The organism is Pseudovibrio sp. POLY-S9 (assembly GCF_001431305.1).
Classification (GTDB): Bacteria; Pseudomonadota; Alphaproteobacteria; order Rhizobiales; family Stappiaceae; genus Pseudovibrio.
On record NZ_LCWX01000035.1, the window covers coordinates 42443 to 60780 of the forward strand.

The following is an 18338-nucleotide window of genomic DNA, read 5'->3' on the forward strand; positions in this document are numbered from 1 at the left end:
GGTCCTTGCCATCTGAGACTGCCCCAGAAACGGTCGAGATAAATGGCACCTGCGCCGACTTGGCAGTCACAGTCCCGACTGCATTACGGAATGGATGTTCAACGGGCTCAATGAGCTGGCTGTGGAAAGGGTAATTCAGCGCGACTTTTCTAAAGGCGACATGGTTGGCCCGTGCAAACTTCGCAAACCCGTCTATGTCTTCTTTCGTGCCAGATAAGCTGACAGATTTCGGACTGTTCTCCGCGGCAACTTCAAGGGAGTCAAATCCACTTTTGGAGATGAGTTGACGAGCCTCATCAGCAGGGAGAACAAGTGCTGCCATGGTTCCGTGGCCCGCGACGACTTCCTGTTCTGCTGAACGGTGATAGACCAGCGCTACAGCAGCGTCCAGCGTGAGGGCGCCCGCGACATGTGCTGCAGCAACTTCGCCGATACTGTGACCTAGAACCATGTCTGGTTTTAATGCGTAGTCCTCAAGCGCCTGACAAAGAGCAACCTGAACCGCAAACAGCAATGGCTGTGCAATGCTCGTTTTTTTCAGAGCATCGTCAAGTGTCTCACTGAACAGTTCGATTTTTAGGGACCAGCCAGAAAGGTTTGTGAAAAGCTCATCAACTTTCTCAAAAGCAATCTTGAAGGTTTGGTTGGCAACATAGGCATCGCGGCCCATGCCAGCCCACTGTGCTCCGTTGCCAGAAAACGCGAAAGCGCACTTGCCTGGGTTTATAGCTTTATTGGAGTAAATGACGTTTGCATTCTTCTGACCGGATGCAAAGTCAGACAACGTAGCCTTAAGAATCTCAACATCAGTACCAGAAAACACTGCTTTTTCCGGAAAAATCCGTTTGCGATGAAAGGCCGCCGCACAAACCTTCTGGTTGCTTTGCTCTGTCAGAAGCCCATCACGCGCATAACCACTTGCAAGCTCAACCAGTGCTTCCTTTGTCGGCGCTGATAAGAATAATGAGCTTACGGTTTTGGGCTGAGTGAGTTGCTCGACATTATCTGTCTTGATTTCCGGATCTTTGAGAATGACGTGCGCGTTCGTTCCGCCAAAGCCAAACGAGTTCACTCCGGCATATCTCGGGCTCTCACTACGTGGTAGCTCTACACCTTCGCTCGCGACATGTATGTTGAGCGCGTCGAAGTCGATGTCTGGGTTTGGTTCGTTAAAGTGGAGACTTGCCGGGAAATGATTGTTCTGAAGTGCCAGTACAGACTTTGCCAGTCCCACCAGCCCTGAAGCTGGTTCCAGGTGGCCTACATTGGTTTTAACTGAGCCGATCGGAAGCGGTGCGCGTCGCTTCTGCGCAATAGTGCGACCAATCGATCCCGCTTCTGCAGGATCTCCAACACGGGTCCCAGTGCCATGAGCTTCGACAAATGCAAGCTGATTAGGGTCAATTCCATGTGCCTTGTAAACACGGTCGAGAAGATTTGCCTGCTCGACATCCGATGGAAGCGACATGCCCACGGTACGACCATCAGAGTTTACGTCAACTGCGACGATATCTGCGTGAGACCGTTGGCCTTTCCAGCGCGGTGCATCTTTTCTTTTGATGACAAGTGCAACGCCACCTTCTGAGCGTACATAGCCATTGCCACTCGCATCGAAAGCTTTGCATTGCCCATCAGGAGACAGCATAGTTGCCTGCGCGAAACCTACGAAAGGAAAAGGGCTGGCAAGCACGTTGACACCTGCGACAATGGCACAGTCAATTCTTCCAGAGTTCAACGCACGATAGGCTTCGTGGAGTGCAACTAGAGAAGACGAGCAAGCAGTATCGACAGTAAAACTTGGGCCTTTAAGGTCGAATATATAAGAGAGGCGGTTTGAAATAATAGAAAGCGTATTGCCAGTCATAAAGTGACCGGTTGCAACATTAGGATCGAACAGGCTTTCGTTAGCATAATCAAGCGCAGATGCCCCAACATAGACGCCTACATGATCACCAGCTATGGTATCTGGCGATATGCCTGCGTCCTCAATAGCTTCCCAAGTGAGCTGCAGCAAAATACGCTGCTGAGGATCCATTTGTTCTGCTTCTCGGGGCGAAATGCCAAAAGCTGTAGGATCAAAGTCCCACAAATTATCTAGGACACCTGCTTTAAAAGTATACGCTTTGCCGGGTTCTGAAATGCGCGGATGCAGATATCTAAAGTGTGACCAGCGATCAGCAGGGATTTCGGAGATGCTATTCCGCTTTGAACACAGCAGATTCCACAACTCTTCCTTGCTTGAAGCTCCAGGAACACGAACAGATAGGCCAACAATTTCCAACACGCAGCAAAACTCACTCAAATTAGGGAACAACATCCAGAAGTGTGATGTTTGTATCTAAACTTAAAGTTCCATATATAACTTAGAGAGGAATGTACTTTCAAAAAAAAATGCTTCAACAGATATTTTTGGAGGAGTTAATGTAAGAGAGAGAATTGTTACCTCTGTGCTGTCGTTTTGTAAATTGTCGTTGCTTGGATCTTTAGTGTTTTGGTTTCTTAGATGTAGCTTATTTGTACTTTATATTTACTGTTCATTGAGCGTTTCAATGAAGCGTCATAGGTTTAAGGTTGTGGCGCTTGTATGTTGTGTAGTTTGAGTTGCTAAAATTTTTGACTTTATTTAGATTTTTTGGAAGTATGTTCAAATTATTACGCAAAACATCTTTCATAAATATCTTCAATTCTCTTCGTTTCTTCATCTGTAAGCGCTGCGAATTCTTTGGCCTTGGCTCGATGTGAGAGTTTTCCGTTATTTTGATTCAGGAATCGGAAGAGTAAATCTGCAAGGCGGGTCGGCATGTCTACGACTTGGTTTAGTTCGCGTTGAAAGTGGTCATGGTTTTGTAAGAAGCGGGCTTCTTCCGGTAAGTCGTGTTCAACCGTACGTTTTACACAGGCGTAGAGGAATTCTGCGTGGGCGGTGGCGTCAAAGAATCGGTAGAAGTCGGCTGTTTCGTTTGTCACGGTCAGGTTGCCATGAGCCGTGGGTTGCCAGTCAATCTTGCCAAGAAGGCGGGAGGAATAGTCCTCCAGCACCTGTTTGTAAGTGTCGATTCGCTCCAGAATAACCGAAGATACCGGGAAGATGACGCCGGGTGGGTTAAAGCCGCGTTGTGCCAGCGCGTGGTGGATCAGGTAACGGTGCAACCTTCCGTTGCCATCCTCAAATGGATGCACATAAACGAAACCGAAGGCGAGAACAGCAGCAGCGAGAACCGGGTCCAGATGCTTGGCGTAGTCCTGTGCAAAGTCGATCATGCCTTTCATCAGGCTTCTCAAGTCATCCGGTTTGGCGCTGATATGGTCTGGCACTGGCATGCGGGTCTCGCGGTCATGCATACCGACGAAGCCACCTTCTTCTCGTAAGCCCATATGGACGAAGCGGTCATCGCCGATCACAACGTGTTGCAGGCGGAGAAACTCTTCAATACTCAGGGGTGTTTTTCCGGCGTCAGCAATGGCGCGGCCCCAACGCTGGATACGGTCATGGGCAGGGCGCTCGCCTTCAATGGCAAAGCTGGATTTGCTGTCCTTTAGAAGCAGGAAGGCTGCAGTGCGGGCGAGCAGATCTTTAGGGACGGATGCCGCCGCATCCATAGCTTTTTCTTGCAGTTTGGCCTGCTGAAAGCCCTCCAAATCTTTATTACGAAAGATGAGAGGGCAGAATTGAGGTGTGCCGGGCAGGTTGTTGCGTACGCGGTGACGTGGAGAAGGTACTGTGCTGCCGCCAAATTGCTTTGTTGTATCAAGCGCATCCATATATGCGCCAGTTTCGACATCTGGCAAGTCCAGCAGCTCACCCAAAAGCCATTCATAGAGAAACCAGATGCGTCTTGTATAACGGCCCGTCGGGCGAGATCTTACCAACTCCTCAACAGGCTCAGGCCCGCACGCAAGGAACAGGCGCTTCAATACTGCGAGGTCCAGCCCTTCGTTTTTCAAGGCAAAAGTGAGGTGACCCAGCAATGTTGGTTCTGGTGCGTGACGAGGTGTGAAGATCCGCCAGCCGTCCTGCTCTATGATCTTGTGGCGATTGCCAATGGCGCATAGAGTGTGCGGGATCGGCACTCTCAAATCGTATGCATCAATAAGTGCTGAATAGCCCGCCGGAGTTGCGGGCGCAGGAAGCCAGCTTTCGTGAAAAACTGTTACAGCCTGTGAAAAAGGCTTATTCATGCACTATCTCCGTGAAAAACTATCACGAAATATAGCGCAATAAGTAAGCTCTGTGAATACCTGTCATTTTTTAGTCTGAACCCTGAAAAACCGACAGAGCTCATGAAAAAGCGTTATTTTAGGCCAGCTGTGCCATCAAACTTGCGCTCTAAACCTGGCCAGCAGTCCACATAATCATCCTGTAGCGGAGCTTCCTTGCCTGCAAACTCAGTGAGTTGCTGCGGAAAGCGAGTTTCGAACATAAAGCTCATGGTGTCTTTTAACTTCACAGGGTCCCAGCTGTTGTGAGAAGCTTGCTCAAAAGCTTCGTGATCCGGGCCATGGGGCAGCATGCAATTGTGGAGGCTGATGCCTCCGGGCACAAAGCCATGTGGTTTAGCGTCGTACTGCCCGTAAATATTGCCCATCAGCTCTGACATGATGTTCTTATGGTACCAGGGCGGGCGAAAGGTGTCTTCCTGAGGCAGCCAGCGAGGTGGGAAAATCACGAAGTCGATGTTGGCCGTACCTTCTTCCGCTGTGGGGGCTGTGAGGACGGTGAAGATTGATGGATCCGGGTGGTCAAAACTGATGGCACCTACAGGAGCGAAGTGGCGTAAGTCATATTTATAGGGGGCGTAGTTGCCGTGCCATGCGACCACGTCCAGCGGTGAATGATCAATAGTCGTTCGGTGGAACTCACCGCACCATTTTATCGTCATATGACATGGGCGTTCTATGTCTTCAAACTGTGCGACTGGTGTCTTGAAATCTCTTGGGTTTGCAAGGCAATTGGCGCCGATTGGCCCACGGTTGGGAAGGGTAAATTTGGCACCATAATTCTCGCAGATGAAACCTCTGGCTTGGCCGTCAGGCAAGCTCACTTTAAACACCATGCCACGTGGCAAAATGCAGATTTCAAGCGGTTCAAGATCAATCACGCCAAACTCGGTTGCGATCTTTAATCGCCCGATCTGAGGCACAACCAGCAGTTCTCCATCAGCGCTGTAGAAGTACTCGTCCTCCATGTCTGTATTGGCGAGGTAAACATGCGCGGCCATGCCCATTTGCAGGCCCACGTCTCCCGCTGTTGTCATGGTGCGGATACCGTCAATGAAGGTGAGGTTTTGGTCCTCAGGGAAGGGCGTTGGATCCCAACGGTATTGACCGAGTGAGACCACATCTGGAATTTTGCTAGGCGCGGTCATCCAGTAAGGATGATTTATTTTCTGCAACCGGCCCAAGTGCTTAACCGATGGGCGAATGCGGTAAAGCCAGGATCGTTCGAGTGTTGCATGAGGGGCGGTAAAGGGCGAACCGGAGAGCTGCTCAGCATATAATCCGTATTCAACGCGCTGTGGGGAATTGCGTCCCTGAGGCAGTGCGCCTTTTAAAGCCTCGGTCTCAAAATCATTTCCGAACCCAACCATATATCCTGGCTGAGTTCCGTAGCGACTGTCATGGGTGGCTGCTGTGTTTTGATCTGTCAGATTTTCCATGTTTCACTCCAAAACGTCACCAACGAGTTTTAAAGAGGGCTGCGCCGCAGTATCTCTGGACCTGGGTTGGGTGGAGGCATCAGACCATAGAACCGGATCGGCGCAATCAACGCGATCTGAGGGAGGTAATTCATCTCCTGAAAACTACGTGACGATAATGGCAGGGCCATGAGCCTTTGGTGATTTACCTGCTAACAATCCTAACCCTTCAAACTGCGGCACCCATGATCCGTGGATTGGCTAAATCCTCAGTGGCAGTAGGGTGATAGCCAGCAACCGGGCAGCTTGTCTGATGGAGCTGACAGCAGGATGTCGTTCACCTCGTAAGGAGCAGGTGCGCCTTTTATCGCCTGCTTTTATGCAAAGGGTGTGGATCCTGCAGCTGGATCGGCTTCGGCTTTTTGGAGATCAGGGTTTCCCGGTTGTTTCAGATAAAGGAGGCGATGCTTCCGTTTAGGTCCGTTTTCAGGTTGAGTTGGGCGCGTAAAAACGTTGGTGAGTGGGGGCTTGCCATCGTGGTTGTCAGCCTGAAGACGGGCCTTCCACCTCTCAAAGCTTTCAGGCAGTGGCAGTACACTTTGCCAAGGTAAATTGCCGTGGCTCATGTGAAAATAGCGATGTTTCAGGCCTGTCTATATTCAATCTCCTTTTCATCATTACTGAGCTGATCGTCAGCCCAAAAGGCTGCAATCGGAGCATCTTATTTTAGGTGCGGATGGTATTTGTCCAGTAAAATAAAAAGTTGAAACCTTTCTAATTAAAGCTAGGTTAAGTTGCTAATTTCATCAAAAATACGAGTCAGATTCTGTGGCTGATTAGCCGAAAAGTACATTTATCCAACATTTATGCATGAGAAATTTTGATCACCACAAATGGCAATAACGCCTTATAAAATTTGCTAATTCGATGTAGCAGGTATTAATCCTTCATCAAAAATACGTAAATTTTTCTAGACATCTCTCATGAAATCTAACTAAGTTGACAACGTTTCATATTTGGGAGCTTGTTATGAAAATATTGAATTCGGCATCCGCCCTTGCGATTGCCGCAATGACATTTGCGGGGGGGACCGCATTTGCAGCTGAAAAAGAGCTGGTGATCTTCAACTGGTTGGGTGGTTCAGAGCGTGATCTGATCATCGCACTCGAAGAGGGCTTCACAGCCAAATATCCGGATTATGAGATCAAAGACATCAACCCGGCAGCAGGTGGGGATGATCCGCGGTCTGGCATTCGTTCAGCGATGTTGTCTGGAGAAGAGTTTGATCTGCTGCTCAACACATGGCCTTCCTTTGAGAAGGAACTGGTTGCCGCCGACCTGATCAGCCCAATTGATGCTGCATGGGAGCAGTATGGCTGGTCTCAAGCGCTGAATGACAGCTGGCGTAATCTGGCAAAGCATGACGGTAAAACCTATGGTGCTTACTTCATCGCGGGCAACCGTTCCGGCGTCTGGTATCGTCCAGATACGCTGGCAAAAGCGGGCATCGCTGGTGAACCTACTCAGTGGAAAGACTTCCTCAGTTCCTTCAGTGCCCTGAAAGAAATCGGCATGTTGCCTGTTTCCATCGGTGCGAGAAGCTGGGCGCAGACCGAGTGGTTTGAAAACGCGCTTTTGCGCACGGCGGGCCCTGCATTTGCGAAAGAGCTGTCTGAACACAAGGCGGCCTGGACCGATGACCGGGTGAAGGAAACCTTCCGCAATCTGCGTGACATGTTGGAAGCTGACTGCTGTGCTGAGCCGGGCGCGATGCTTAGTTCTCACTGGACGGATGCTGCGGATGCCGTGTTGAAAAACAAAAAGGCAGGCTTCATGCTGATTGGCTCCTGGGCAAACCAGCGGGCCAAGAATGAGTATGGGCTGACGCCGATCAAAGACTACTCATACATGCAGTTCCCGGTGATCAAGCCGGAATACGGCAATGCGATGAGTGTTGATGGCAAGAACTTCCTTGTGATGAAGCAAGCGAAGAACCCGGAAGGGGCAGAACTGTTTATCGACTTTGTTCTGAGCAAGGAAGGCTCTGCAATTATCGCGGCGCAGAACCTTGCAACCCCGAGTGCAAATGTGGATCCCTCGTCCTATGATCCGATTGTGCGCAAATACGCTCAGATTTTGCCGCTCGTCGATGTTTTCTTTGTTCTTGATGACCTTTTGCCAGCTGAGTTGAGCGGTGAATTCCGTATTAGCTTGCAAAAGTTCCTTCGCGACCCAAGCGATGCGAGCATTGATAGTGTCACAGCAGCACTCGAAGCAAAAGCGAGTGAGCTTTATCAATGAGTGTACAACATGGGTCTATCTTAACCTCCCAGACCCAGGCGGGGCCCTTTGCGGGCCTCGCCACCCGGCTCTTCGGAGGTAACCTGCGCCGCGCTGACTGGATTGCATTTGCTCTGTTGGCGCCGACATTGATCTTCTTCAGCATCGGCGTGCTCTATCCGTTATTCGAGACGATCCGTGTGAGTTTTCTGGACTGGACCGGATTGAGCCAGCCGAAACCTGCGGGTTTTTCTAACTATACCAAGCTGTTCAGTGATGCGAACTTTTGGAATGCCTTGCGTGTGACACTCACCTGGACGTTGGCGTGTACGGGCATCTCCGTTGCTATCGGCTGGAGTGTCGCGTTGATTTCCGGTCTGGCTCCCAAGCAGACTGCGCCGTTCCGTGTGGCAATCTTCGCAGCCTATGGCATTTCAGAGACTGCTAGTGGATTGATGTGGCTGGGTATTTTGCAACCGGACTTTGGCCTCCTCAACGGCATTCTGCGCCTTGTTGGGCTGGAAGGCTGGGCCTCGCCATGGTTGGGTGAACCATCTACCGCAATCTGGGGCGTTGTTGCTGCCTATGTCTGGACGCAAGCTGGTCTGCCATTGCTCACCTGCTATGCGGCTATTCAGGCGATCCCGAAAAGCCAGCTTGAAGCGGCACATATAGATGGCGCCTCTCACTTCCAGATCCTTCGGTACATCATGGCGCCTCTTAGCCTTCCTGGTGTGCGCATTGCGATTTTCATCAACCTGCTCAATAGCCTCAAAGCGTTTGATATGATCCATATTCTAACAGCTGGAGGTCCGATTAGAGCAACGGAAACAGTGGGTTACTTTATGTATCAGGAGTCCGTCATCTACTTTAAGCAGGGCTATGGCGCTGCAAGTACGGTGGTGCTTCTGCTCGCGGTTATCGTCTGTTCCATCCCACTCATTCTGGACAAGGCATCGGAGAGCAAATGATCACTCAAACTCCAAAATGGCCTGTGTATGTGCTGGGGTCCGTGGCGCTTGTCTGGATCATTCCGCTGGTTGGCATCATCGCCATGTCCATTCGCCCCGAAGGGGAAATCACCAGCGGGTGGTGGACGATCGAGCCGTTTACGTTCACGCTGGATGCCTGGCGTGAAGTTTGGGTCAACTACCCGATTGGCCGTGCGTTTCTCAATTCTCTGGCCGTTGCCAGCTTCGCAACCGTCCTTCCAGTTCTGTTTGCACCAGCTGCGGCCTATGCATTTCACTACCTCAAGTTTCCGTTTCGCCGGATCTTGCTGCTCATACTTGTGAATGCATTTGTTGTTCCAAATCAAGTGGTTATCATCCCACTCTTTAAGCTGTGGCGTGAGACTGGGCTCATTGATACCTACTGGTCTGTGGTCATTCCGTTCGTTGGGCTGTCTTTTGCCTGGGCTGTTTTGCTGGTCAAAAACTTCCTCTCCAACTTCCCGCGGTCGCTGATTGATGCGGCGCAGGTGGATGGGTGCGGACATTTGCGGACCTACTTTTTTATCGTGTTACCAAACACGATTACGGCGATGGCAGCAGTTGGCATCCTGCAGTTTATGTGGACGTGGAATTCCCTTCTGCTGCCAATGTTGTTCCTGCGGGAAAATGCAACCCTGCCGGTGATGCTCTCCACGATCTCCGGCGCCTATGAACCCAACTGGGATCAGCGCGCTGTTGCGACCATTATTACCTCCATCCTTCCACTCGTTATCTTCTTGTTCTTCCAGAAGTATTTCTCCGCTGACGGCAAAAATAACAGCGGTTCCAAGGGCTAAATCATGTGCCATAAAAAAGAAGTAAAAGACTTCCGATACCGCCAGATTCATCTGGATTTTCATAGTTCCGAACATATTCCGGGGATTGGGTCCAAGTTTGATCCGGCGCAGTTTGTTGAAACACTGAAGCATGGCCAGGTGGACTCCGTCACACTGTTCGCCCGCTGTCATCACGGCTGGAGTTATTACCCCACCAACGTGGGTAAGCCGCATCCGGAGTTGCAGAACCCGGACCTGCTGGGGGATATGATTTCAGCCTGTTATGCTGCCGACATTGCAACCCCGATTTACCTGACAGTTCAATGGGATGAGCTGACTGCTCGTGAACATCCGGAATGGCGTGTGATGCAGTCGCAAAACACGGCAGCCAATTATCCGGGCACAGAGCCGTCCGCGATGAACCAACTTACGCCCACCTGGCACACCATCTGCCTGAACCACGAAGGCGCAATTCAGCGACAGATCGACATCGCTCTGGAAGTTTGCGCTCGTTATAATCCGCCTGCGTTGTTTATGGACATCCTCGCCTCCTGGGAATGCACCTGTAACGCTTGCCTTTCCTCAATGAAATCAGAGGGTTTGGACCCGCTGAAGGCGGACGATCGTAAGAGCAACGATAAACGCGTTCTTTTGCGTTTTTTTGAAAGGTTTTCGCAAGCCGTCAACGGCGAGTTCCCGGATGCACGAATTTTCTTCAACTCTGGCCACATCTACAAAGGGCAGGATGAGCGCTACCAGTATTACGGTCATCTAGAGCTGGAGAGCTTGCCGACCGGCGGTTGGGGCTATGACCATTTTCCCGTCTCAGCACGGTACGCTGATACACTGAACCTGCCGTTTCTTGGCATGACGGGACGCTTCCACACGCATTGGGGTGAGTTCGGCGGCTTCAAGCGGGCTGATGCATTGTCCTATGAGTGCTGTTTGATGGTGTCTCTGGGTGCGCGCTGTTCCATCGGCGACCAGTTGCACCCGAATGGACATATGGATTTTGCTACGTATGACCTGATCCGCCCGGCATATTCCCGTGTCAAAGCGCTGGAGCCTTATGCCAGCAATGCGACCTATCAGCGGGAAGTGGCGATCCTTTCTGTCGAGGCGCAAGTCTCCCAGCTTGGCAGCCACCTTGGGCACCGCAGCGAGCCGAGCGATTCCGCCTCTGCCCGTATGCTGCTGGAAATGCAGATCCCGTTTGATCTCGTCTCCTCGTCCAGCAGCTTTGATGAGTACAAGCTGATAATTTTACCGGACAGCATTCGCCTGACTGATGATCTTGCGGCTCGCCTGAAAGCGTTTGCGGACGCGGGTGGCGCCATTCTGGCGACTGGCGAGTCCGGTCTTGATGTTGAGGGCAAGCGATACCTCCTCGACATCGGAGCAGAACTGTCTGACACACCAATGGAGTACGACCCGAGCTATCTGTCCTGTCGGGGAAAGCTGGACGAGGATCTGGTCGATGCTTCTGTTGTTATGTACGAGAAGGGGGCATCTCTGCGCGCAACAGATGGTGATGTGCTGGCTGACGTCCGTCCATCCTATTTCAACCGCACATGGGACAAGTTCTGCTCGCATCTTCACACGCCGGAAGACCCTGATGCAGCGCCGCTTGGTCCAGCAATCCTGCAGAAGGGGAACGTGGCGTATGTGGCTTATCCGCTGTTCCGCCTTTACGGCACAACAGGCCAGACGCTTTACAAGTATCTGGTGCGCGGCCTCATCAACCGCCTGATGCCAAGCCAGCTGATCGGCACCGAGCTGCCATCGGCGACGCGTATGTCCTTGATGAAACAGGCTGATGAGCAACGTCAGGTGTTGCACGTGCTTTACGCACCAACCCAGCTGCGCGGCAGCGGTGTGCCATACAATGATGGTCAGACCCGTGCGGTTGAGATCATCGAGGATGCACCGGAGCTTAAAGAAGCCAAAGCCTGGGTGCGGATGGACGAAGAGCCAACGGACGTGACCTGCGCTTATTCGGGTAAAACACTGCCATGGCAGTATGACAGCCTCGACAAAAAGCTGCACATCGTCTTTCCTAGCCTTCATATCCATGGGGCCGCCGTCATCTCACAGGCAGATGACGCAGTGGCTGCGGAATAAAGGGCAGTGCAGTGAAAAAACCAACCATCCTCGATGTAGCAGATTCCGCAGGCGTCGCTGTCGGCACAGTCTCGCGTTATCTGAACGATCAACGCATCAGGAAGGACAACCGGACCCGGATCGAACAAGCGATTGCCGATCTGGGATACCGGGCCAACACACTTGCCCGCGCCATGAAAACAGAGCGCACCAACACAGTCGGGTATCTGGTTCCCAAGTTTGACGAGTTCAACTCGGGGATTTTGACCCAACTGGTGCGGTCTCTGCGTGGCCGTGGGTATTCCATAGTAACCTTTCACCATTCTGATGAGGCGGACGCCATCAACGAGGCGCTAGAATCAGCGTCCTCGCGGCGCATCGATGCCATCATCTTGTCCGGCACCCACGAGGTGACGGAGAAGGTGCAGGAGCTGTTGAGCGGAGAACAACCGGTCATCATCTTCAACAATGATGTGCCGGGCGTGGAAACGGATAAGGTGCTGGTGAATGATGAGGCGGCTGCGCAAGACGCAGTGAGCCGCATGATTGACTTTGGCCACACCCGCATTGGTGTGGTGACAGGGGACCTGAATGGAAGTACTGGGCAAAACCGGTTGCAGGGCTACAGAAAAGCCCATGAGCAAGCTGGCCTGAGTGTTGATGAGGAGTTGGTTTACGTTGGCAATTGGGGCCAGCTGGATGGATACACCGCCATGGACAGGTTCCTTGGCATGGAAAATCCGCCAAGTGCTGTGTTCTTCTCCAATTATCTGATGACCATTGGTGGTCTGGATTGCTTGTCCAGCAACGGCAAACAGGTGGGCAAAGACATTGATCTTGTCACCTTTGATGACCCGGACATGTTCCGGCTGATCCCTCCGGGCATCACTGCCATTGAACAGCCCATTGAGCAGATTGCCCGTCATCTGACGGAAATCGTGCTGAGCCGGCTGGATGGAACAGCACCTGATCACCCCCGCAATATTCGCGTCAATTGCGCGCTCAAGCTGCGCGGCTCCTTAGGAGTTGCTCACAAAGCCTCCGGAAAAACCCATGAAGATAGTTAGCTACAACATTCAATACGGTACCGGTATCGACGGTAAAGTCGATCTGGCAAGAATTGCAGGAGAACTTGAAGGGGCCGACATCATCGGCTTGCAGGAAGTTGACCGCTTCTGGAAACGAAATGGCAATTTAGATCAGGCCGCTGAACTGGCAGATCTGCTTGGCGGATATCGCTGGGTCTATGGCCCGGGCCTTGATATGGATGCCTCGTTTCACGATGAAAACGGCAAGCTGGTCAACCGCCGCCGTCAGCATGGGGAAATGATCCTTTCCAAATACCCGATCATTTCCACCCGCACCTATCCGTTGCCCAAGATGGGTTCCATCACCCGCCATGCCATTCAGGCCGCTCTTCTGGAGGCCGTCATCGACGCACCGGGTGGGCCACTGCGTGTTTACAACACCCACCTGTTTTACTGGTCGCCGGACTTTGCGCTGGTGCAGGCACGGTTTGTGAGAGACCGCATCCAGACAGCTCCATCAGAGGGCGGTGCGTGGTGCGGTGGGCCAGGCATCGACGCCCATTGGCTCAACGACGAGCCTCAACCAACCATGCCAACAGACTGCATTTTGCTGGGCGACATGAACAACGGGCCGGGCACGCCCGTCTACGAGGTGTTTACCGGTCCGCCATCAGAAGAAGGTGGCCGTGTGCAAACGCTCGATGGTTTTGTCGACCCGTGGGTATGGCTGGGCAATGAAGAGACAAGCGGCAAGACCGCTCACTTTGATACCCGCCGCATTGACCACCTGTTTGTGAGTGCCTCTTTGCGGCATCGCATTGCGGGCATGCGGGTTAATGAAGAGGCGAAGGGCTCTGACCATCTGCCGGTCTGGCTGGAACTGAAAGACGCCTGAGGGGGAAAGCATGGCACAAGTTACTCTGAAGAATCTCGAGAAGTCTTATGGTCCAACCAAGGTCATTCATGGCATTGATCTGGAGATCAAAGACAAGGAATTTGTTGTTTTCGTTGGCCCATCCGGCTGCGGAAAATCCACGACACTGCGGATGATCGCGGGCCTTGAAACGATTTCTGGCGGGGAGTTGGTGATTGGTGATCGTGTGGTGAATGACATGCCACCGCGCCAGCGCAACATCTCCATGGTGTTTCAGGACTATGCGCTCTACCCGCATATGACTGTTGCCAAAAACCTTGGGTTCTCGCTCAAGATTGCAGGCGTGTCTCCAAGTGAGATCGAAACACGTGTGGCAGATGCGGCAGCTATTCTGGGGCTGGAACCCTACCTGAAGCGCAAGCCGGGTCAACTTTCTGGCGGTCAGCGCCAGCGTGTTGCCATGGGCCGTGCAATCGTGCGCCACCCGGATGTGTATCTCTTTGATGAGCCGCTCTCCAATCTGGATGCCAAGCTGCGCACCCAGATGCGCATTGAGATCAAGAAACTGCACCAGCGCGTGGGCAACACCATCATCTACGTGACCCACGATCAGGTGGAAGCCATGACATTGGCGGACCGCATCGTGATCATGCGTGATGGCATCATCGAACAGGTGGGCAGCCCGCGCGAAGTCTTTGAAAAGCCGAACAACACCTTTGTGGCGACATTCATTGGCTCTCCGCCGATGAACCTGATCGACGCTCATGTCGCCAGCAGCAATGGTGACCCTGTGCTGAAACTGGGCGATGGCAGCGAGCTGAGCGCCCCGGCACGCCTGCGTAACACATTGGAAGCGGGCAAAGCGGTGAAGCTGGGTGTGCGGCCAGAGGATATTTCGCCAGAAGGCAATGCGTTGCCAACAGCGGGCGAAATTGCGCAATTGCAGCTGCCTGTGTTGCTTTCAGAAGATTTGGGCTCGGAGGCAACTTTGTTTACGGAGCTGGCAGGCTCTCCGGTTCAGTCCATCATGTATAATCCGCGCACAGTGCATGCTGGGGAAACGTTGAGCTTCAACATGGCGCTTGATAAATGCCATGTGTTTGATGGTGAAAGCCTGCGCAATCTGGCTGCTTAAGAACTTTTGGGGCGTTTCCCGAGGACTTGATACCTCCTTGGGAGACGCGCTTGATCGATCAGATTGACGTAAACAAAGAAAAGCCCTGAGCGGATGTGCTCAGGGCTTTTGCTGTTATCGCGTATTCCCGAAAAGTGGCTCCGGCTTTCAGGAGTACGTTTGCTTTTTTAGTCTTTTGGAGGCTGGCTTAAGCCATTTCTTCCATTTCAAAACCCGGAACCAGCTCAAACGGCATATCCTGATAGCAAACCGGGCGCAGGAAGCGGCGGATCGCCATGGTGCCAACTGAAGTTGCGCCAAAATTTGTGGAGGCTGGGTAAGGTCCGCCGTGAACCATGGCATCACACACTTCCACGCCAGTTGGGAACCCATTGGCCAGCACACGGCCCGCCTTGCGCTCCAGCAATGGCATCAGCTTGCGGGCTTCTGCATGGTCTGCTGCATCAATGTGGATGGTGCAGGTCAGTTGGCCTTCAATGGTGCGCGCCACATCCTGCATCTGCTCGATGTTTTTCAGCTTAACGATGATACCGAGCGGACCGAACACTTCTTCCTGCAACTCTTTGTTTGCAAGCCAGTTTTCAGCGTCTGTCACAAACATATACGGTTTGGCACCGCGGGTTGCGCAGGCGGTGCCCACCAGCTCATCAACACCCGTTTCGCCAGCGATTTTCTCAGCGCCGGAACGGTAAGCCGCTGCAATGCCATCTGTCAGCATTGGCTGCTCCCCGGCAGCGCCCAAAGCTTCCTGAGCCTTGGCGATAAAGGCATCCGCCTCAGCGCCTTCCACCAGCAGAACCACGCCCGGATTGGTGCAGAACTGGCCTGCGCCCATGCACAGGGAGCCAGCCCAGCCCGCCGCAATCGCGTCGCCGCGGTTGGCCAGCGCATTTGGGAAGATGAAGTTTGGATTGATGGAGCCCAGCTCGCCGAAGAACGGGATCGGCTCAGGGCGGGAAGCACACAGATCAAACAGCGCACGGCCACCGCCAAGGGAACCGGTGAAGCCAACGGCTTTGATGAGTGGATGCTGCACCAGCGCCGTACCAACTTCACGACTGCCGCCTTGCACCAGTGAGAACACGCCTGGATGCATGCCGCAGGATTTGATCGCCGCATCAATGGCTTGTGCCACGATCTCAGCAGTACCCGGATGAGCTTCATGCCCCTTCACAACCACCGGGCACCCAGCTGCCAGCGCAGAGGCGGTGTCGCCGCCTGCGGTGGAGAACGCCAGCGGGAAGTTGGAGGCGCCGAACACGGCAATCGGACCAACCGGACGCTGGCTCAAACGCAGGTCAGAACGCGGTAGAGGAGCACGGTCTGGCAGAGCCTCATCGTGGGTGAGGTCCAGATACTCGCCTTTCTCAATATGATCGGCGAACAGACGCAGCTGGCCAACAGTCCGGCCACGCTCACCGTTGAGGCGCATTTCCGGCAGGCCGGTTTCTGCGCAGCCGATTTCCGTGATTTCTGCACCGCGTGCATCGATCTCGTCCGCGACCGTGCGCAGGAATTTGGCGCGTTCTGCGCGGGTGGTCCAACCGAAGGCCATGAAGGCGTCTTCAGCGGCCTGAACAGCGCGGTCGATCAGTTCGCTAGTGCCGCAGGCATAGTTTTTTGCAGGGCCCGAGAACGGGGATGACTGGAATTTCTGGGCGTTATCGACCCATTCTCCGGCAATGAGATGGCAACCTGTTAGCATCGTTTCCTCGGCACATGAAGTTATCTGGCAGGCGCTGCAGTCTTGTTGTGCAGCCCTCAGCTTAAATTTGACAGTGATATATCACTATCTTCTGTCAGGTTCAAGCTGATAACTTCACATTGTGCAAAGGTCTTTTCTATCGCAACTCCGTAAGGGCCTCATCTTCCACGCGAATTCGCAGGGCAAGAAGAGCGCCGTTAAAGCCTGAGAACAGGAAGGCGATTGGAAACAGGCCGAGGACCATAGGGGCGGTGAAGATCTCCAGAGCCACCAGCAAGTAGTTGGGATGGCGCACAAACGCAAACGGTCCCTTCGTCACCAGCGGGGTTTTGGCCACAATAATGCGGGTGGTCCAGCGGCGACCCATGCTCAGCAATATCCAGAGGCGGAACACCTGCAGCACCACAAAGACGAGTAACCACGGCATGGAGACTGGTTTGTCGTATCCCAGCACAACGAGTGCGATGATCCATGCTACATGCACGCTGACGATCAGTGGATAATGCGAGGCGCCAACCTCATAGGCTCCATCAGCCAGCAAGCGTCTTGTGTTGCTGCGGGCAATAACGAGCTCAGACAGACGCTGAATGACGATGAATGCCAGAAAGATTACGGCAGGCAGGGACGCCTCAGGCATTGATCACCCCCTCTGGTCTTTGGAAACCGGTGGTCTCCCAGCGCCCACTTGCCTCATTGGCAACAACGGACACTGGCTGGAAAGAAGCTGTGAAGCCGGGACCAAGCGCGCACAGGACCATGTTGCCTTGTGGGGAGCGCTCCAGAACCCGCTCCAGCACAAACAAGGCGGTTGGAGCGGACATGTTGCCGAATTCCTGTAGGATTTCACGCTCCACATCCAGTGTGTTGGCAGGCAGATCCAGCGCAGCTTCCAGCGCCTGAACCACTTTCGCGCCGCCCGGATGGCAAACGAAACGATCAACACTATCCATGTCCATAGTGAGTGCATTCAAACTGCGCTCGGTGACATCACGAAAATGCTCGGTTGCGAAATCGGGAATAGACCGGTCGAACACAACGCCAAGGCCATGCTCTTCCACATTCCAACCCATGATGTTGAGTGTGTCCGGCCACATCTCCTGATGACCCGTGCCCAGTACAAACAACTGTTTTGAACTCTCGGGCTTGCTGGTGGAAAGGCAGGCAGCTGCTGCACCGTCGCCAAACAGAACCGTGGCGATGATATCCGCCTTCGTGAGCCGGTCACTGCGGAAGGAAAGCGTGCAGCCCTCCAACGCGACCACGAGCACGTTGCTGCCCGGTTTCGCCTGCGCCAGTTGCTGCGCGATGGAAAGGCCGGAGACACCGCCTGCACAACCAAGACCAAACACGGGCACACGCAGGATGTCAGTGCGAAAGCCCATCTGTTTCCAGGCCTGAGCTTCCAGTGTTGGTGTTGCAATGCCAGTTGAGGACACTGTCACCACGCAGTCGACTTCATCTGCGCGCAGACCTGCTTTAATCAGCGCTTTGCGGGCAGCAACAATAAACAGATCTGTTGCACCGCGCAGATAAGTTTCATTTCGGGTTTTCCAGTCTTGCGGCTCTAAAAACCACTCCAACGGGGCGAAGGAATAACGTCTCTTCACGCCAGCAGACAGGAAGGTGCCAGCCATACGCTCAAACTGTGAGAACTTTGGCCCGAGGATCCGGCGGGCGTAGTCCAACACCAGCGTCTGGGGCAATTCATAGGGCGGCACCGCTGTCGCAAGGCCGGTCAGGTAAACGGGCATCGGCTCTCCAACCCTGCTTTCATTGTTGCCAGATAATGCATCATCAACTTTATAGGCCTTG

13 protein-coding genes are annotated in these 18338 nt (G+C 53.2%); 7 read left to right on the forward strand and 6 right to left on the reverse strand.

Annotation, left to right across the window (positions count from 1 at the left end):
• From PPL9_RS01975 to hmgA, 3 genes are all read right to left on the reverse strand, one after another.
• Window positions 1-2317, reverse strand: a 2317-nt coding sequence (locus PPL9_RS01975) for a type I polyketide synthase (protein WP_244273332.1), incomplete at its 3' end; no start/stop codon positions are given.
• A 335-nt stretch (window positions 2318-2652) separates the two neighbouring features.
• On the reverse strand, window positions 2653-4179 hold the full coding sequence (locus PPL9_RS01980; RefSeq protein ID WP_057461070.1) for a Fic family protein: 1527 nt from the start codon (window positions 4177-4179) through the stop codon (window positions 2653-2655).
• A gap of 113 nt (window positions 4180-4292) precedes the next feature.
• The gene (gene hmgA / locus PPL9_RS01985) at window positions 4293-5588 is read right to left on the reverse strand and encodes a homogentisate 1,2-dioxygenase (RefSeq protein ID WP_244273333.1); all 1296 of its coding nucleotides are present in this window, start codon (window positions 5586-5588) and stop codon (window positions 4293-4295) included.
• A gap of 1077 nt (window positions 5589-6665) precedes the next feature.
• Between hmgA and PPL9_RS01995 the strand changes: the two genes are divergently transcribed.
• The 7 genes from PPL9_RS01995 to ugpC are packed head-to-tail and all read left to right on the forward strand — an operon-like array spanning window position 6666 to window position 14821.
• The gene (locus PPL9_RS01995) at window positions 6666-7937 is read left to right on the forward strand and encodes an ABC transporter substrate-binding protein (protein WP_057461073.1); all 1272 of its coding nucleotides are present in this window, start codon (window positions 6666-6668) and stop codon (window positions 7935-7937) included.
• The gene (locus PPL9_RS02000; protein ID WP_057461074.1) at window positions 7934-8887 is read left to right on the forward strand and encodes a sugar ABC transporter permease; all 954 of its coding nucleotides are present in this window, start codon (window positions 7934-7936) and stop codon (window positions 8885-8887) included. Before PPL9_RS01995 ends, PPL9_RS02000 begins: the two co-directional genes overlap by 4 nt.
• On the forward strand, window positions 8884-9705 hold the full coding sequence (locus PPL9_RS02005) for a carbohydrate ABC transporter permease (protein ID WP_057461075.1): 822 nt from the start codon (window positions 8884-8886) through the stop codon (window positions 9703-9705). Before PPL9_RS02000 ends, PPL9_RS02005 begins: the two co-directional genes overlap by 4 nt.
• Before the next feature lie 3 nt (window positions 9706-9708).
• Window positions 9709-11805, forward strand: coding sequence for an alpha-amylase family protein (locus tag PPL9_RS02010; protein ID WP_057461076.1), 2097 nt, complete (start codon window positions 9709-9711; stop codon window positions 11803-11805).
• Between the two features lie 11 nt (window positions 11806-11816).
• A complete protein-coding gene (locus PPL9_RS02015; protein WP_057461077.1) occupies window positions 11817-12851 on the forward strand; it encodes a LacI family DNA-binding transcriptional regulator in 1035 nt (344 codons plus the stop codon).
• A complete protein-coding gene (locus PPL9_RS02020; protein ID WP_057461078.1) occupies window positions 12838-13707 on the forward strand; it encodes an endonuclease/exonuclease/phosphatase family protein in 870 nt (289 codons plus the stop codon). The genes PPL9_RS02015 and PPL9_RS02020 overlap by 14 nt, the downstream gene beginning before the upstream one ends.
• 10 nt (window positions 13708-13717) lie before the next feature.
• Window positions 13718-14821, forward strand: a complete 1104-nt coding sequence (gene ugpC / locus PPL9_RS02025) for a sn-glycerol-3-phosphate ABC transporter ATP-binding protein UgpC (RefSeq protein WP_057461079.1) — start codon at window positions 13718-13720, stop codon at window positions 14819-14821.
• A 187-nt stretch (window positions 14822-15008) separates the two neighbouring features.
• On the opposite strand, the gene PPL9_RS02030 is transcribed toward ugpC, so the two are convergent.
• The 3 genes from PPL9_RS02030 to PPL9_RS02040 form a co-directional block, all read right to left on the reverse strand.
• Window positions 15009-16526, reverse strand: coding sequence for an aldehyde dehydrogenase (NADP(+)) (locus PPL9_RS02030; RefSeq protein WP_057461080.1), 1518 nt, complete (start codon window positions 16524-16526; stop codon window positions 15009-15011).
• Between the two features lie 136 nt (window positions 16527-16662).
• The gene (locus tag PPL9_RS02035; protein WP_057461081.1) at window positions 16663-17163 is read right to left on the reverse strand and encodes an isoprenylcysteine carboxylmethyltransferase family protein; all 501 of its coding nucleotides are present in this window, start codon (window positions 17161-17163) and stop codon (window positions 16663-16665) included.
• Window positions 17156-18277 (reverse strand): 3-oxoacyl-[acyl-carrier-protein] synthase III C-terminal domain-containing protein, encoded by a 1122-nt coding sequence (locus tag PPL9_RS02040; protein WP_082596465.1) that lies wholly within the window; start codon window positions 18275-18277, stop codon window positions 17156-17158. The genes PPL9_RS02035 and PPL9_RS02040 overlap by 8 nt, the downstream gene beginning before the upstream one ends.
• Window positions 18278-18338: the final 61 nt, after the last annotated feature.